The sequence below is a fragment of the Enterobacter sp. EC_50 genome (assembly GCF_019584525.1).
GTDB classification, from domain to species: Bacteria; Pseudomonadota; Gammaproteobacteria; order Enterobacterales; family Enterobacteriaceae; genus Enterobacter; species Enterobacter roggenkampii.
The window spans coordinates 190,896-206,802 of the sequence record NZ_VDAF01000005.1 but is presented as its reverse complement, the minus strand read 5'-3'; the positions used below and the strand labels follow the sequence as shown (position 1 = coordinate 206,802).

13 protein-coding genes and 1 pseudogene are annotated in these 15,907 nt (G+C 56.6%); 8 read left to right on the top strand and 6 right to left on the bottom strand.

Going from position 1 to position 15,907, the window contains the following annotated elements; all coding sequences use genetic code 11:
- Positions 1-115: 115 nt before the first annotated feature.
- Together FHC48_RS06565 and FHC48_RS06560 are read left to right on the top strand one after the other, a co-directional pair.
- Positions 116-580: pseudogene (locus FHC48_RS06565) on the top strand (LPS O-antigen length regulator); the annotation flags it as partial.
- Positions 581-670: 90 nt separating this feature from the next.
- A complete protein-coding gene (locus FHC48_RS06560; protein WP_021242023.1) occupies positions 671-1,363 on the top strand; it encodes an aspartate/glutamate racemase in 693 nt (230 codons plus the stop codon).
- On the opposite strand, the gene FHC48_RS06555 is transcribed toward FHC48_RS06560, so the two are convergent.
- Entirely contained in the window at positions 1,358-2,284 is a 927-nt protein-coding gene (locus FHC48_RS06555) for a LysR family transcriptional regulator (protein ID WP_008499676.1), read from the bottom strand. The genes FHC48_RS06560 and FHC48_RS06555 overlap by 6 nt on opposite strands.
- Before the next feature lie 121 nt (positions 2,285-2,405).
- On the opposite strand from FHC48_RS06555, the gene lysA reads away from it, so the two are divergent.
- Positions 2,406-3,668: a diaminopimelate decarboxylase gene (lysA, locus tag FHC48_RS06550; protein WP_008499675.1), complete on the top strand. Its 1,263-nt coding sequence runs from the start codon at positions 2,406-2,408 to the stop codon at positions 3,666-3,668.
- Here lysA and FHC48_RS06545 read toward each other — a convergent pair.
- Positions 3,638-4,675 (bottom strand): LacI family DNA-binding transcriptional regulator, encoded by a 1,038-nt coding sequence (locus FHC48_RS06545; RefSeq protein ID WP_008499674.1) that lies wholly within the window; start codon positions 4,673-4,675, stop codon positions 3,638-3,640. The two genes, lysA and FHC48_RS06545, sit on opposite strands and share 31 nt — an antisense overlap.
- Before the next feature lie 220 nt (positions 4,676-4,895).
- Here FHC48_RS06545 and FHC48_RS06540 point away from each other — a divergent pair, with 220 nt between their 5' ends.
- Complete coding sequence (locus FHC48_RS06540; protein ID WP_025912415.1) at positions 4,896-5,381, top strand: GNAT family N-acetyltransferase; 486 nt, start codon at positions 4,896-4,898, stop codon at positions 5,379-5,381.
- On the opposite strand, the gene galR is transcribed toward FHC48_RS06540, so the two are convergent.
- A complete protein-coding gene (gene galR, locus FHC48_RS06535) occupies positions 5,342-6,358 on the bottom strand; it encodes an HTH-type transcriptional regulator GalR (protein ID WP_021242019.1) in 1,017 nt (338 codons plus the stop codon). The genes FHC48_RS06540 and galR overlap by 40 nt on opposite strands.
- 425 nt (positions 6,359-6,783) lie before the next feature.
- Here galR and aas point away from each other — a divergent pair, with 425 nt between their 5' ends.
- Both aas and lplT read left to right on the top strand, forming a co-directional pair.
- Complete coding sequence (gene aas, locus FHC48_RS06530; RefSeq protein WP_008499671.1) at positions 6,784-8,943, top strand: bifunctional acyl-ACP--phospholipid O-acyltransferase/long-chain-fatty-acid--ACP ligase; 2,160 nt, start codon at positions 6,784-6,786, stop codon at positions 8,941-8,943.
- A complete protein-coding gene (gene lplT, locus FHC48_RS06525) occupies positions 8,936-10,129 on the top strand; it encodes a lysophospholipid transporter LplT (protein ID WP_059362111.1) in 1,194 nt (397 codons plus the stop codon). The genes aas and lplT overlap by 8 nt, the downstream gene beginning before the upstream one ends.
- A 92-nt stretch (positions 10,130-10,221) precedes the next feature.
- Here the strand turns inward: lplT and FHC48_RS06520 are convergent, their stop codons facing one another.
- The 3 genes from FHC48_RS06520 to mutH all read right to left on the bottom strand — a co-directional run bounded on the left by FHC48_RS06520 (position 10,222) and on the right by mutH (position 12,433).
- Entirely contained in the window at positions 10,222-11,262 is a 1,041-nt protein-coding gene (locus FHC48_RS06520) for an NADP(H)-dependent aldo-keto reductase (protein WP_021242016.1), read from the bottom strand.
- 131 nt (positions 11,263-11,393) lie between these two features.
- Positions 11,394-11,612 (bottom strand): YgdI/YgdR family lipoprotein, encoded by a 219-nt coding sequence (locus FHC48_RS06515; protein ID WP_008499668.1) that lies wholly within the window; start codon positions 11,610-11,612, stop codon positions 11,394-11,396.
- Between the two features lie 128 nt (positions 11,613-11,740).
- Positions 11,741-12,433 carry a DNA mismatch repair endonuclease MutH gene (gene mutH / locus FHC48_RS06510; RefSeq protein ID WP_021242015.1) on the bottom strand — a complete coding sequence of 231 codons (693 nt, stop codon included), beginning with the start codon at positions 12,431-12,433 and terminating at the stop codon, positions 11,741-11,743.
- 683 nt (positions 12,434-13,116) lie between these two features.
- Between mutH and rppH the strand changes: the two genes are divergently transcribed.
- Together rppH and ptsP are read left to right on the top strand one after the other, a co-directional pair.
- Entirely contained in the window at positions 13,117-13,647 is a 531-nt protein-coding gene (gene rppH, locus FHC48_RS06505) for an RNA pyrophosphohydrolase (protein WP_013098553.1), read from the top strand.
- Between the two features lie 12 nt (positions 13,648-13,659).
- Positions 13,660-15,906 (top strand): phosphoenolpyruvate--protein phosphotransferase, encoded by a 2,247-nt coding sequence (ptsP, locus tag FHC48_RS06500; RefSeq protein ID WP_008499665.1) that lies wholly within the window; start codon positions 13,660-13,662, stop codon positions 15,904-15,906.
- The last annotated feature ends 1 nt before the right edge of the window (position 15,907 follow it).

Genomic DNA, 15,907 nt, shown 5'->3' with positions numbered 1-15,907 from the left:
CGCTTACTGCTGAATTCACTGTCGGCGAAGGTAAGTTGATGACTCATGATGAACTCTGTTCCATGGCTCCAGATGACAAACATGATCTCATATCAGGGACTTGTTCGCACCTTCCCTAGAGCTGGATCGCGTCCGTTTGACCAATATTCACAATACCAACCTGCAGCGGCTGAATTATTCCCTGGAAGTCGCGAATGCCGCCGGCATCAAGAAGCCGGTCTACAGCAACGGGCAGGCGGTAAAAGATGATCCGGATTACTCTGTTGCGCTCGGTGCTGACGGTATCGCGCAAAAGCTGCAGATTGAAAAAAATCTCAAGGACGTGACCGAGCTGAATGCGGATTTCCAGAACCGGGAATATTATCTGGCGCAGTTGAAAAAGCTCTCCTTTGCGGATGTTAAACTTGAGCCATTCCGGTACCAGCTCTCTCCCTCCATGCCGGTGAAAAAGGATGGTCCAGGCAAGGCCCTGATTGTCGTTCTGGCGGCGCTCCTGGGGGCACTGTTTGCCTGCAGTAGCGTTTTACTGCGCGAGGCGATGCTCACCCGTAATCCACTCCCCGAGCCGGTGACGGAATAAACCCTGCAGATTAACAAGGCGCTCAAGAGAGCGCCTTTTTTTATTGGCACCGGTTGTGTTAAAAGAAGAAATCAACGAAAAGGAGGGATGATGAAAACGATCGGCCTGTTAGGTGGAATGAGCTGGGAATCGACAATCCCTTATTATCGCCTGATTAACGAAGGGGTTAAGCAGCATCTGGGTGGTCTTCACTCCGCAAGCCTGCTGCTGCACAGCGTTGATTTTCATGATATCGAAGCCTGCCAGTCGAGCGGCGAGTGGGATAAAGCCGGGGCGATCCTGGCCCAGGCGGCGCTGGGGCTGGAGCGGGCTGGGGCCGAGGGGATATTGCTTTGTACCAATACCATGCACAAGGTGGCATCGCATATTGAGAACCGCTGCTCGCTGCCGTTCCTGCATATCGCTGACGCGACCGGGCGTGCAATTGCGGCATCCGGGATGCGCCGCGTAGCGCTGCTGGGCACACGCTACACCATGGAGCAGGATTTCTATCGCGGGCGCTTGCGCAGCGAGTTTGGGATCGAAAGCCTGATCCCTGAAGAAGAAGACCGGGTGCGCATCAATCAGATTATCTTTGACGAGCTCTGTCTCGGCACCTTCAGCGAAACCTCCCGCGCCTTCTACGTCAGCGTCATCGAAAAACTCGCGCAGCAGGGGGCTGAAGGGGTGATCTTCGGCTGCACGGAGATCGGTTTGCTGGTACCCGTTGAGCGAAGCCCTCTTCCGGTATTTGATACCACCGCTATCCATGCTGCGGATGCCGTGGCGTTTATGCTGTCATAGTGGGTCCTGCAGGTCAGGTAAGCGAAGCGCCACCTGACGCGCGTGCTCCATGACGTGTTCGGTGAAAGCGTCCACCAGCGCGGAAGCCGGACGGTGTAGCGGACGGATCAGGCTCACGGTGAACGGGACGGACACGCTAAAGCGGCGGATGACGATCCCGCTTCCCGCATAATCCAGTGCCGTGAGTGGATTGACCACCGCGACGCCGACGCCGGCACGCACCATCGCGCAAATCGAGGCCGCGCTGTGCGTTTCCACCGCCATTCGCCGTTTGACCTGATGCTCGGCAAACAGGGTATCCAGCAGCTGTCTGTAACTGTCGGTCTGCGACAGGCTAATGTAGTTTTCCCCATGGAAATCCTCCGGCGTGAGCACCGCCTTACCGGCAAGCCGATGCCCGGCGGGCAGAACGCACACTTCATCTAACGAGAGCAGCTCCGTGCGCGCCGTGCCCGCTGGGGTGGTGAGGGTTTCGGTTAGCCCTAAATCATGGCGCTGTGCCGAAAGCCACTCTTCAAGCAGGGGAGATTCCTGCGGCACGATGGTGAGGCTGACCTCAGGATAGCGGGCCAGAAAGGGCTGGAGCAGCATCGGCAAAAAGGATTGCGAAAAGACGGGCAGGCAGACAATCGACAGCTCGCCCTGGCGAAACTCGCGCAGGCTTTCCGCGGCGCTCACGATTCTGTCCAGCCCGTACCAGGAGCGCTGAACTTCCTCGAACAGGCGTAACCCCTGTACCGTCGGGTGAAGCCGGCCCCGGGTGCGTTCGAACAGCTTCAGCCCCAGCACTTTCTCGAAGCGCGCCAGCTCGCGGCTCACCGTCGGCTGCGAGGTGTGCAGCATCTGTGCGGCTTCGGTGAGATTGCCGGTGGTCATCACGGCGTGAAAAATCTCGATATGGCGTAAATTGACGGCGGGCATAGGGCACCTGAAAGCAGAGAAGTGACCATATCATTTTTGCATAGACTCGCGATAAAACGATATTTTTTATTCTCCTTGCGCTGTGGCGTAATCATCAAAACACATTTATCCGGAGAAGACCATGCCACGCCCGCTGAACCAGACTGATACCGATTTGAACGCTGACAACCTGCTGCGCCTGCCTGCCGAGTTTGGCTGTCCGGTGTGGGTCTACGACGCGCAGATTGTCCGCGAGAAGATCGCCGCCCTGCATCAGTTCGACGTGGTGCGTTTTGCCCAGAAGGCCTGCTCCAATATTCATATTCTGCGCCTGATGCGCGAGCAGGGCGTGAAGGTTGACTCCGTTTCACTCGGCGAAATCGAGCGCGCGCTGGTAGCCGGATACGATCCGAAAGCCGACAGCGACGCGATCGTCTTTACTGCCGATGTGATCGACGATGCGACGCTGGCGCGCGTTCACGAACTGCAGATCCCGGTAAATGCCGGTTCTGTGGATATGCTCGAGCAGCTCGGTCAGGTTTCTCCCGGCCACCGCGTCTGGCTGCGCGTGAACCCGGGCTTTGGTCATGGCCACAGCCAAAAAACCAATACCGGCGGCGAAAACAGCAAGCACGGGATCTGGTATGCCGACATGCCTGCCGCGCTGGAGGTGTTACAGCGCTACAACCTGAAGCTGGTGGGTATTCATATGCACATTGGCTCTGGGGTGGATTATGGCCACCTGGAACAGGTGTGCGGCGCGATGGTGCGCCAGGTTGTCGACTTCGGTCAGGATCTGGAGGCGATCTCTGCGGGCGGTGGTCTCTCCATTCCTTATCGCGAAGGGGAAGAGGCGATCGATACCGATCACTATTACGGTCTGTGGAGCGCCGCGCGCGATCAAATCGCCGCGCATCTGGGCCACGCGGTGAAGCTGGAAATTGAGCCGGGTCGTTTCCTGGTGGCGGAAGCCGGCGTGCTGGTTTCGCAGGTGCGCAGCGTGAAAGAGATGGGGTCTCGCCACTTCGTCTTGATTGATGCAGGCTTTAACGACCTGATGCGTCCGTCCATGTACGGTAGCTATCACCACATTACCGCCCTGGCTGCCGACGGCCGCGATTTAACGCAGGCGCCGCGCGTTGAGACGGTCGTTGCGGGGCCGCTGTGCGAATCGGGTGACGTGTTTACCCAGCAGGAGGGCGGCAAAGTGGAAACCCGCGCGCTGCCAGAGGTCAAACCGGGTGATTATCTTGTGCTGCACGACACCGGTGCCTACGGGGCGTCTATGTCCTCTAACTACAATAGTCGCCCGCTGCTGCCGGAAGTGCTGTTTGATAATGGCAAGGCGCGGCTGATACGCCGTCGCCAGACCATTCAGGAACTGCTGGCTTTAGAACTCATCTGATGAAAGTACGGCCCCGTTGTGACCGAATCGCGTAACACCAGCGTGCCGGTAAACGGCGGGATGGCATCGACCGGCTGGTTTCTTGCCAGCCGGATCGCCTGATCGATGGCGGTGACAATCATATTGTCGATGGGCAGATAAACCGACGAGAGCGCAGGCTCCAGCCATTTCGCGCTTGGGGCATCATCAAAGCCGAACAGGGAGATATCCTGCGGGATTTTCAGCCCCGCCTGGTGCAACGCTTTGGACGCCCCCAGCGCCATATCGTCGTTACAGGCAAACAGGGCGCTAAACGGTACTCCGTCGGCAATCAATTCCTTGCAAAGCTCGTATCCCCGCGTCATTCCTGCATCGCCGTACTTTATCCGACGCTCATCCAGACGGATACCGTGCTTTTCCAGCGCCTTGCGATAGCCCATCAGCCGCGCTTTACCCGTGGGAGTGTGGATCGGGACGGTGATACAGGCGATCTCCCGATGGCCCTGGCCGATCAGGTAATCCACGGCTTTGAATGCGGCATCCTGCTGTTCGAAGAACACGCAGCGATCCGGCGCCTGGCTCACTTCACGGTTAATGACCACCAGCGGCGTTTTCACGGTGTTCATCAGTTTGACGATCGCTTTTTCGCTCATGTAGCGCGTGTAAAGCACGATGGCATCGCACTGGCGATCGGCCAGCATCTGCACCGCCTGCTCTTCCTGTTCCGGCGCGTCGTGACCGTCGGTGACGATCAGCTGTTTCCCGTGAGTTTCGGTCTGCCGCGACGCCTGCTGGAGAAGGCGGCCAAAATAAAAGCCGTCAAAGGTCGAGACGACCAGACCAATGCTGTTGCTGGTCTGGTTAGCCAGCGAGCGCGCGAGAAAGTTCGGGCGATAGCCCAGCTCTTCCATCGCAGCAAACACCTGCTGACGCGTACTCTCTTTTACCTGACCTGTGCCGTTCAGCACGCGCGATACCGTGGCCTTCGACACGCCCGCGCGCAGTGATACATCCAGCATTGTTGCCATTCTATATTCCTGCTTCCACGTAACGATCTGCAGTTTACCACAGAGCTTATGCCGTATAAGCGATGCGGGAAGCGCAAAAACTCTGCCACGATCACGCTTTTTGGTAACGATTCGTCCGGCCAGCCTGAAGTCAAACTCAATAGCCTGACTCTGGTAAGATAATCACCGAACCGGGCTGGAGCATCAGGCCAGTAAATACATGAGAAAATGCAGGTGAAACATGAATAAGGCTGTCATCCTCCCGCTTTACAAGGCGCCACACTTCGCAGAGCAGGTTACCGACTGGATCTGGCAGGCCTTTGGCGAAGGGCTTCCTCGGGCATTTTTCCACAGCATTGTTGAGCACAGCCAGACGCCTGGGGCATTACCGTTGACGTTTATTGCCGTTGACGGCGAACAGCTTCTTGGCACGGTGGGACTCTGGCGCTGCGATTTGATCACCCGTCAGGATCTCTGTCCGTGGCTGGCGGCGCTCTACGTTGACGACGCGGCGCGAGGCAAGGGGCTTGCGGGAGAACTTCAGCGGCATGTTATCGCTTACGCCGCGCAGTCCGGGTATGAGGAGCTCCATCTCTGGTCTGCCTGCCGCGACTTTTACGAACGTTACGGCTGGCAGTATATCGGTGATGGGCTGGAATACCCCAACACGCGGGTGCACCTCTACCGTTATTCGCTCTGCGCTTCTGCAGGCGACGCAACGGAGTGACGACGGACCAGCGTCGGGCTAAACAGATGGGTAATTTCCGGCGGCTGGCGCTGTTCAGCCAGCGCTAGCGCCAGCTCGGCGGCCTGCGTTGCCATGGTGATGATTGGGTAGCGCACGGTGGTCAGACGCGGGCGAACGTAGCGAGAGACCAGCACGTCGTCGAAGCCAATCAGCGAAATTTCCGCCGGTACCTCAATTCCGTTGTCATTCAACACCCCCATTGCCCCTGCGGCCATAGAGTCGTTATAGCTGGCAACCGCCGTGAAATTCCGTCCGCGGCCCAGCAGTTCGGTCATGGCCTGTTCACCGCCGCTCTCGTCCGGTTCGCCGTAGGCCACCAGACGGTCATTACACGGCAGCCCGTTTTCACGCAGGGCATCGTAGTAGCCCTGCAGACGGTCTTCCGCATCAGAAATGGGGTGATTGGAACAGAGATAGCCAATCCGGGTATGGCCCTGCTGAATCAGGTGCCGCGTGGCAAGCCAGGCGCCGTAGCGGTCGTCGAGGGCCACACAGCGTTTCTCAAAGCCGGGAATGATACGGTTGATAATCACCATTCCGGGCATCTGCTTCATCAGGTGAATCAGTTCGGCATCCGGGATCATTTTAGCGTGAACCACCAGCGCCGCGCAGCGGTGGCGGATCAGCTGTTCAATGGCCTGGCGTTCCTTTTGTTCGTTATGATAGCCATTGCCGATCAGCAAAAAATTGCCTGTCTGATAGGAAACCTGTTCAACCGCTTTCACCATGGCGCCAAAAAAGGGATCAGAAACATCGCCCACCACCAGACCAATCGTTTCTGTGGACTGCTGGGCGAGCGCGCGAGCGTTGGCATTGGGATGATAATTCAGGGATTCCATGGCGCTTTGTACCGCCTGACGTGATGCGTCACTGGCCTTTGGTGAATCATTAATCACGCGCGAGACGGTTGCCACCGACACGCCAGCCAGACGGGCCACATCCTTTATTGTCGCCATTCATTACCTTCTTATTGGGGGTAAGCGTTTACACACCAAATAGTGTTGCGGAAAAGCGGCGTGCATTCAAGGGGAGCGGATTTCCGCTCTCCACAAACGTGACGCAGCACACCCCTGGCGGTGTAATCGTTACACGCCCAGTCATGTCTGAAAAATGTGAATCTGAACCTTTAGTTACACTTTGCCTCAGGCTGTTGCGATTGTCCGATAGCAAGGGCGTTAAAGAGGTTGATACAGTTGAGATCCCAGAGGTATTGATTGGTGAGAATTCTTAGTACGGTTTCGTACTCATCTCTTGCACCAACCTGCGCGGATGCGCAGGTTTTTTTTCGCCTCCACTTTTGCTGTCGCTCCCTTATCACTTCTCGTGTAATCTGCCACCATTTACTAATAACCCTCCACACTGGCTGGCAAAGGGAGTTGAGATGCTATTTGGGTTCTTCCGTACGCTTTTCCGTATTCTTTTTCGCATCCGCATTACTGGCGACACCCGGGCGCTTAGCGGCGAACGCGTTTTGATCACACCAAACCATGTTTCCTTTATAGACGGCATCCTGCTGGCGCTGTTTTTGCCCGTGCGTCCGGTGTTTGCGGTGTATACCTCCATCAGCCAGCAGTGGTACATGCGCTGGCTCTCGCCGCTGATTGATTTTGTGCCGCTCGACCCGACAAAGCCGATGATGATTAAGCATCTGGTACGTCTGGTCGAGCAGGGGCGCCCGGTGGTCATTTTCCCTGAAGGACGGATCTCCGTGACCGGTTCGCTGATGAAAATCTACGACGGCGCGGGGTTTGTTGCGGCGAAGTCAAAAGCGACCGTGGTGCCGCTGCGTATTGAAGGCGCGGAGCTGACCCATTTCAGCCGTCTGAAGGGGCTGGTGAAGCAGCGTCTGTTCCCCAAAATCACGCTGCATATCCTGCCGCCAACGTCATTACCGATGCCCGACGCGCCGCGTGCCCGCGATCGCCGTAAAATCGCCGGGGAAATGCTGCATCAGATCATGATGGAAGCGCGTATGGCCGTGCGCCCGCGTGAAACGCTCTACGAATCCCTGCTTTCCGCGCAGTACCGCTATGGCGCGAAGAAAAACTGCATCGAAGACATCAACTTTACTCCGGATACCTATCGCAAGCTGCTGACCAAAACCCTGTTTGTGGGCCGTATTCTGGAGAAGTACAGCAAAAAGGGCGAAAAGATTGGCCTGATGCTGCCTAACGCGGGCATCAGCGCGGCGGTGATTTTCGGTGCGGTTTCCCGGGGCCGTATTCCGGCGATGATGAACTACACGGCGGGCGTGAAGGGGCTGACCAGCGCGATAACCGCTGCGCAAATCAATACCGTATTCACCTCCCGCCAGTTCCTGGACAAAGGCAAGCTCTGGCATCTTCCCGAGCAGCTCACTCAGGTGCGCTGGGTCTTCCTGGAAGATCTGAAAGCGGACGTGACCACCGGCGACAAGCTGTGGATTTTTGCGCATCTGCTGATGCCGCGTCTGGCCCAGGTCAAACAGCAGCCGGAAGATGACGCGATTATCCTCTTCACGTCGGGATCGGAGGGCAACCCGAAAGGCGTCGTCCACAGCCACAAGAGCATTCTGGCAAACGTTGAGCAGATCAAAAGCATTGCCGACTTTACCGCGAACGACCGCTTTATGTCGGCGCTGCCGCTGTTCCACTCCTTTGGCCTGACGGTGGGGCTGTTCACGCCGCTCCTGACCGGTGCAGAAGTGTTCCTTTACCCAAGCCCGCTGCATTACCGCATCGTGCCGGAGCTGGTGTATGACCGTAACTGCACCGTGCTGTTCGGGACCTCTACCTTCCTGGGGAACTATGCGCGTTTCGCCAATCCGTATGACTTCTATCGCGTGCGGTACGTGGTGGCTGGCGCGGAAAAACTGCAGGAGAGCACGCGGCAGATCTGGCAGGACAAGTTTGGCCTGCGCATCCTCGAAGGCTATGGCGTGACCGAGTGTGCGCCCGTGGTCTCGATTAACGTGCCGATGGCGGCGAAACCAGGTACGGTTGGCCGCATTCTGCCGGGGATGGACGCGCGTCTGCTGGCGGTGCCGGGCATAGAGGACGGTGGCCGCCTGCAGCTGAAAGGGCCAAACGTGATGAACGGGTATCTGCGCGTGGAAAACCCGGGCGTGCTGGAAGCGCCGACGGCGGAGAACGTCAACGGCGAGGTTGAAACCGGCTGGTACGACACCGGCGATATTGTCCGCTTTGATGAACAAGGCTTTGTACAGATCCAGGGACGCGCAAAACGCTTCGCCAAAATTGCCGGTGAAATGGTCTCTCTGGAAATGGTTGAGCAACTGGCGACGGCCGTGTCTGCCGAGAAGATGCACGCTACCGTCGTGAAGAGCGATGCCAGCAAAGGTGAGGCGCTGGTACTGTTTACGACCGACAGTGAGCTTAAGCGCGACAGATTACTGAGCTATGCACGCGAACACGGTATTCCTGAACTGGCCGTGCCGCGCGATATTCGCTACCTGAAACAGCTCCCGGTGCTGGGCAGCGGGAAGCCCGATTTCGTGACCCTGAAAGGCATGGTTGAAGAGGCGGAACAGCAAAATGCGTGAGTCAGTACACACTAACACATCCCTCAGGTCGAAAGGCATGATGGCCGTCATCGCCGCGCAGTTTCTCTCTGCGTTCGGTGATAACGCGCTGCTGTTTGCCACGCTGGCGCTGCTGAAAGCCGAGTTTTACCCCGACTGGAGTCAGCCGATCCTGCAGATGGTGTTTGTGGGCGCTTACATTATTTTTGCTCCATTTGTGGGACAGGTGGCGGACAGCTTCCCGAAAGGCCGGGTAATGATGTTTGCCAACGGCCTCAAGCTGCTGGGGGCGGCCAGCATTTGCTTTGGCTTCAATCCCTTTATTGGCTACACGCTGGTGGGCATTGGGGCCGCCGCCTACTCGCCGGCGAAGTACGGCATCCTCGGCGAGTTGACCACCGGGGATAAGCTGGTGAAAGCCAACGGCCTGATGGAGTCGTCAACCATTGCCGCTATTCTGCTCGGATCCGTCGCGGGCGGCGTGCTGGCCGACTGGCATGTGCTGGCGGCACTGGGCGTGTGTGCGGTGGTGTATGGCGGGGCGGTCGTGGCGAACCTGTTTATTCCGAAGCTGCCGGTGGCTCGCCCGGGCCAGTCCTGGCGCGTTAAATCAATGACCGGCAGCTTCTTTAATGCCTGCCGCGTGCTGTGGCGTAACGGTGAAACGCGTTTCTCCCTGATGGGGACCAGTATGTTCTGGGGCGCGGGTGTTACGCTGCGCTTCCTGCTGGTCCTGTGGGTGCCGGTGGCGCTGGGCATTACGGACAACGCGACGCCGACCTATCTTAATGCGATGGTGGCCATTGGCATTGTTGTGGGGGCAGGTGCGGCAGCGAAGCTGGTGACGCTTGAGACGGTTGCACGCTGCATGCCAGCAGGGATCCTGATTGGCGTGGTGGTGCTGATCTTCTCGCTGCAGCATGCGTTATTGCCTGCTTATGCCCTCCTGATCCTGATTGGTATCCTGGGGGGCTTCTTCGTGGTGCCGCTGAACGCGTTACTGCAGGAACGGGGCAAGCAAACCGTCGGGGCGGGGAATGCCATCGCGGTACAAAATCTGGGTGAAAACCTGGCGATGCTGTTAATGCTGGGACTCTACTCGCTGGCGGTAAAAGTGGGTGTGCCGGTGGTGGGGATTGGCGTCGGGTTTGGCGGGCTGTTTGCGATTGCGATTGCTGCATTATGGCTCTGGCAACGTCGCCGTTGATATATAGCCGGGTGGCGGCTTCGCCTTACCCGGCCTACGTTTGCGCACCTGCAGGCCCGGTAAGCGTAGCGCCACCGGGCAAAAGTATCAGGCTACGGTGCAGGATAAGTATAAACCTGATGCACCGCTTCAATCTCCGCTAACACCTCTTCACTCAGGTTCAGATGGAAACTCTCAATATTAGTTTTCAGCTGTTCCATCGTGGTTGCGCCCAGCAGGGTACTTGCAACAAACGGCTGACGACGCACGAAGGCCAGCGCCATCTGCGCAGGGTCAAGACCGTGACGCTTCGCGATATCCACATAGGCGGCAACGGCTTTCTGCGTCTGCTCGCCGCTGTAGCGGGTAAAGCGGCTAAAGAGGGTATTGCGCGCACCGGCCGGTTTCGCACCGTTCAGGTATTTCCCCGTCAGCGTGCCGAAGCCGAGACAGGAGTAGGCGAGCAGCTCCACCTCTTCATACTGCGTCACTTCGGCCAGACCCACTTCATAGCTGCGGTTAAGCAGGCTGTACGGGTTCTGGATTGTCACGATACGCGGCAGATCGTGCTTATCCGCCAGGTGCAGATAGCGCATGACCCCAAAGGCCGTTTCGTTAGAGACACCAATGTAGCGGATTTTTCCCGCACGCTGGCATTCGGTCAGCGCTTCCAGCGTTTCCAGTAGCGTCACGGTGGGGGCGCTCTCATTCCAGCTGTAGCCGAGCTTACCAAAGCAGTTGGTTGGCCGCTGCGGCCAGTGCACCTGGTAGAGGTCGAGATAGTCGGTTTGCAGACGCTTGAGGCTGGCATCCAGCGCGGCGCGGATATTTTTGCGATCGAGGATCTGGTTCGGGCGGATCCCGGTATCGTTGTTGCGCGCGGGGCCACTGACTTTGGAGGCAATCACCAGCTTTTCACGGTTGCCGCGTTTTGCCAGCCAGTTACCGACGTAGGTTTCGGTAAGTCCCTGCGTCTCAGGACGTGGCGGTACAGGGTACATCTCTGCGACATCAATCAGGTTAATGCCCTGGCTGACGGCGTAATCGAGTTGTGCATGGGCATCGGCTTCGCTGTTTTGTTCACCAAATGTCATCGTGCCCAACCCCAGTTGGCTAATTTCCAGAGCGCTGTGGGGGATACGGTGATAATGCATAGCCGGCTTCCTCAATAGACTTATAGACCGCGTCAGGCCGTGCCCGACAAAGGAATATAAACATGGCAGAGGGGAAGCAAAAGGGGAAGAAAAAAATCAAAAAGGCCAGCAAGCGACTGACCTCTCTCTGTTTATCGCTCGATAATTTGCGAGACTTCGTCGCGATTGATCTGCATTTTATTGCCTTCCTGGTCGCGGTAGCTTACCAGACCGGTATCATCGTCGACTTCGGGTTTACCGTCGGTCAGGATCATTCGACCATCTTTTGTCGCCATGACGTAATCGCTGCTACAGCCCGATACAGCAAACGCTAAACCGACTGCTGACACTAACACTGCCCATTTTTTCATCGTTATCGTCCTCATCTGGCTTGTATCAAATCATAATCTAGTATTAACCCGATATGGCGACTTGAGGAAGCGGTAAAATCTTAAAAAGCAGTCGATTATGTTCGAGAGCTCTCAAAATAAGTAAAAAACTATGTTTTCAACAGGAAATGACGTGCGAGTAGTGCACCGGTGAAATTCTTTTTGAGATAAAAACCGCGCGGCAACGTCAGGATAGGCTCGCCCTGCGCGCCGATTGCCTCGGTAAGTGCTTTACTGTTGGCCGCTTTCGGACGCAGCTGTAATACTTCTCCGTGTCGGGCGGTGATACGCTCTACCTGCCCAAGCACAATCATGTCCATCAGCTCCTCCCAGTCCAGACGCAGCTGATGCTCCTCATCCTCGTCAGGGCTCCAGAGCAGCGGCGCGCCGACGCGACGGTCAGCCAGGGGGATCTGACGCTCACCCTCAACCGGTACCCACAATACGCGCTTCAGCTTGTGGCGAACGTGGCTGGTTTCCCAGGTTACACCGGTATTGCCGGTTAATGGCGCAACGCAGACGAAGGTGGTCTCAAGCGGCTTGCCCTGGCGGTCTACTGGGATGGTTTTTAACTCCACGCCAAGGGCTGCAAAATCCTGCTCGGGTTTGCTCCCTGCGCTGGCACCCAGCCACAGCTCCAGCAGCATACCGATCCAGCCTTTATCCCGCTTCAGATCCTTTGGGATCGGAAGCCCGGCCATTGCCGCCAGCTCGCCAAGCGAAAAGCCAGCCAGACGCTGTGCCTGCAGTAGCAACTGGCTCTCGCTGGACGGTGGTGAGAGCAAGGGTGTAAGCGGGTGCATGACGGTAACCTTTTGATTAAAAAATAAACGAAGAAATTGTCCCTTGTGGATAGAGTTTAACTATTTCTGTACCAATATGACATCTCTATGATTTATAGGATTTTTTATTGGTCTGAAATCGTTCCGCCTGGGTGAGAAAACCGGTTGTTCAAATCTGGTCACTGACAATAAACAGGATCTTACACCATGTTATCCACAGAAAAATGGGATAACTGGGCATAACCCTGACTACTGTTTCCATTTACAGCCTTGACGTGCGATGAAAATCGAATTTTCAAACAAATTGTGACTAACTTATTGGCACAATCTGTGGATAAAATCGACGCTGTTCGATCTTTCATCAGTGCGACGATCCCTGATGTGACGATCGTCACGCTAATCAGTTTTTTGTTTATGTAAATAAGTATAACTCTATGAAAATAATCATATTAATGCGGTGGGGTATAAAAGGGTCTTTCGCGGCGCTTGAGGTTGTTCATCGGTAATCAGACACTTCTTCACAACTATATCCACAGAAAAGGTGAATAAAATTCCCTTTGCTGTCTCACATCTGTTTATAACTCCGCACATATTTGTGAGTTATTCAATTGTTATTAGGTTGTAGGCCTGTAAGAGAGTGGTTTACCGCCTCCCTGTAGTGTGAAACAATCATTCATATATAAGGTTTAGTTTGGGGTAGTCCGGTGATTGATGACGATGGCTACCGCCCAAACGTAGGAATAGTAATTTGTAATCGTCAGGGCCAGGTGATGTGGGCCCGTCGATATGGTCAGCACTCCTGGCAGTTCCCGCAAGGCGGGATCAATCCTGGAGAGTCCCCAGAACAAGCGATGTACCGGGAGCTTTTTGAAGAGGTCGGTTTGAGCCGAAAAGATGTTCGCATCCTGGCTTCGACCCGCAACTGGTTGCGTTACAAGTTACCGAAACGTTTGGTGCGTTGGGACACAAAGCCGGTTTGTATCGGCCAGAAACAGAAGTGGTTTCTGTTGCAGTTGGTGGGCAACGATTCAGACATCAATATGCAAACCAGCAGTACGCCGGAGTTCGATGGCTGGCGCTGGGTGAGCTATTGGTATCCTGTTCGTCAGGTCGTGTCATTTAAGCGCGATGTTTACCGTAGGGTGATGAAAGAGTTTGCAAGTGTGGTGATGCAGCTTCAGGAGATCCCGCCTAAGCCGCAGAGCGCACCTGCCTGGCGACGTAAAAGAGGTTAAGCTACGCAAATCATGCTCACCCGCTTGCGAGAAATAGTCGAGAAGGTGGCCAGCGCGCCGCGTCTGAACGAGGCGCTGAATATTCTGGTCACCGACATCTGTCTTGCGATGGAGACCGAGGTCTGTTCGGTGTATCTGGCCGACCACGATCGGCGCTGCTATTACCTGATGGCGACCCGTGGTTTGAAAAAACCGCGTGGACGCACCGTAACGCTCGCATTTGATGAGGGTATCGTGGGTCTGGTTGGGCGACTGGCTGAACCCATTAACCTTGCTGACGCGCAAAAACACCCCAGCTTTAAATACATTCCTTCCGTAAAAGAAGAGCGCTTCCGCGCTTTCCTTGGCGTGCCGATTATCCAGCGTCGCCAGCTTCTCGGCGTGCTGGTTGTCCAGCAGCGTGAGCTACGTCAGTACGACGAAAGCGAGGAGTCATTCCTCGTCACGCTGGCCACGCAGATGGCGGCGATCCTCTCCCAGTCTCAGCTTGCCGCGCTCTTTGGCCAGTATCGCCATACGCGCATTCGTGCCCTTCCGGCCTCGCCAGGCGTGGCGATTGCTGAAGGCTGGATGGATGCCACGCTGCCGCTCATGGAGCAGGTTTACGAAGCCTCAACGCTTGATGAAGCGCTGGAGCGCGAGCGTCTTACCGCCGCGCTGGAAGAGGCCGCGAATGAATTTCGTCGCTACAGCAAGCGCTTTGCCGCAGGCGCGCAAAAAGAGACGGCGGCCATCTTTGACCTCTATTCGCACCTGCTTTCCGATGCGCGCCTGCGCCGTGAGCTTTTTGCGGAAGTGGATAAAGGCTCGGTCGCGGAGTGGGCGGTTAAGAAGGTCATCGAAAAATTTGCCGATCAATTTGCGGCACTGACCGACGGTTACCTGAAAGAGCGCGCAGGCGATCTGCGCGCCCTGGGGCAGCGCCTGCTGTTCCATCTAGATGACACCATTCAGGGGCCTAACGCCTGGCCAAAACGGTTTGTTCTGGTCGCCGATGAACTCTCAGCAACGACGCTGGCTGAACTGCCGCAGGACAGGCTGGCTGGTGTGGTGGTGCGCGATGGTGCCGCCAACTCGCACGCCGCCATTATGGTGCGCGCGCTGGGTATCCCTACCGTTATGGGGGCGGACATTCAGCCGTCGGTGCTTCATCGCCGTACGCTGGTTGTCGACGGCTATCGCGGTGAGCTGCTGGTCGATCCTGAGCCGGTTCTGCTCCAGGAATACCAGCGTCTTATCAGCGAAGAGAATGAATTAAGCAAGCTGGCGGAAGATGACGTTAACCTGCCCGCCCAGCTTAAGAGCGGTGAGCGGATCAAAGTCATGCTCAACGCCGGTTTAAGCCCTGAGCATGAAGAGAAGCTGGGCAGCCGCATCGACGGCATTGGCCTGTACCGTACTGAAATCCCGTTCATGCTGCAGAGCGGTTTCCCCTCTGAAGAGGAGCAGGTGGCGCAGTATCAGGGCATGTTGCAGATGTTTAACGACAAACCTGTCACTCTGCGAACCCTGGACGTCGGGGCGGATAAACAGCTGCCCTATATGCCGATCAGCGAAGAAAACCCGTGCCTGGGCTGGCGTGGGATCCGCATTACGCTCGACCAGCCTGAGATCTTCCTGATCCAGGTGCGTGCCATGCTCCGCGCCAACGCGGCGACGGGCAATCTCAGCATCCTGCTGCCGATGGTCACCAGCATCGATGAGATCGACGAAGCGCGTCGGTTGATCGAACGTGCAGGCCGTGAAGTGGAAGAGATGATCGGTTATGCGATTCCGAAACCGCGGATCGGCGTCATGCTTGAAGTGCCATCTATGGTCTTTATGCTGCCGCAGCTGGCGAACCGGGTTGATTTTATCTCTGTCGGCACGAACGACCTGACGCAATATATTCTGGCCGTCGACCGTAACAACACCCGCGTCGCCAGTATCTACGATAGCCTGCATCCGGCGATCATTCGCGCCTTAGCGATGATTGCCCGTGAAGCGGAGCAGTACGGCATTGATTTACGCCTGTGCGGTGAAATGGCCGGGGACTCCATGTGCGTTGCGATCCTGATTGGTCTGGGGTACCGCCATCTGTCGATGAACGGTCGCGCTGTTGCCCGCGTGAAGTATCTGTTGCGGCATATTGACATCAATGATGCCCGAGAACTGGCAGAGCGTAGCCTTGAGGCGCAGCTGGCTGCTGAGGTTCGCCACCAGGTCGCGGCGTTTATGGAACGACGCGGTATGGGCGGTCTGATCCGCGGCGGCCGCTAAA

What these genes read in the sequence shown, in the direction of transcription:
- FHC48_RS06555 (WP_008499676.1), bottom strand. Translation starts at nt 2,284, where the DNA reads ATGCCCGCCGTCAATTTACGCCATATCGAGATTTTTCACGCCGTGATG.
- mutH (WP_021242015.1), bottom strand. Translation starts at nt 12,433, where the DNA reads ATGCACCCGCTTACACCCTTGCTCTCACCACCGTCCAGCGAGAGCCAG.
- FHC48_RS06520 (WP_021242016.1), bottom strand. Translation starts at nt 11,262, where the DNA reads ATGCATTATCACCGTATCCCCCACAGCGCTCTGGAAATTAGCCAACTG.
- aas (WP_008499671.1), top strand. Translation starts at nt 6,784, where the DNA reads ATGCTATTTGGGTTCTTCCGTACGCTTTTCCGTATTCTTTTTCGCATC.
- FHC48_RS06545 (WP_008499674.1), bottom strand. Translation starts at nt 4,675, where the DNA reads ATGGCAACAATGCTGGATGTATCACTGCGCGCGGGCGTGTCGAAGGCC.
- FHC48_RS06560 (WP_021242023.1), top strand. Translation starts at nt 671, where the DNA reads ATGAAAACGATCGGCCTGTTAGGTGGAATGAGCTGGGAATCGACAATC.
- lysA (WP_008499675.1), top strand. Translation starts at nt 2,406, where the DNA reads ATGCCACGCCCGCTGAACCAGACTGATACCGATTTGAACGCTGACAAC.
- ptsP (WP_008499665.1), top strand. Translation starts at nt 13,660, where the DNA reads ATGCTCACCCGCTTGCGAGAAATAGTCGAGAAGGTGGCCAGCGCGCCG.
- galR (WP_021242019.1), bottom strand. Translation starts at nt 6,358, where the DNA reads ATGGCGACAATAAAGGATGTGGCCCGTCTGGCTGGCGTGTCGGTGGCA.
- lplT (WP_059362111.1), top strand. Translation starts at nt 8,936, where the DNA reads ATGCGTGAGTCAGTACACACTAACACATCCCTCAGGTCGAAAGGCATG.
- FHC48_RS06515 (WP_008499668.1), bottom strand. Translation starts at nt 11,612, where the DNA reads ATGAAAAAATGGGCAGTGTTAGTGTCAGCAGTCGGTTTAGCGTTTGCT.
- FHC48_RS06540 (WP_025912415.1), top strand. Translation starts at nt 4,896, where the DNA reads ATGAATAAGGCTGTCATCCTCCCGCTTTACAAGGCGCCACACTTCGCA.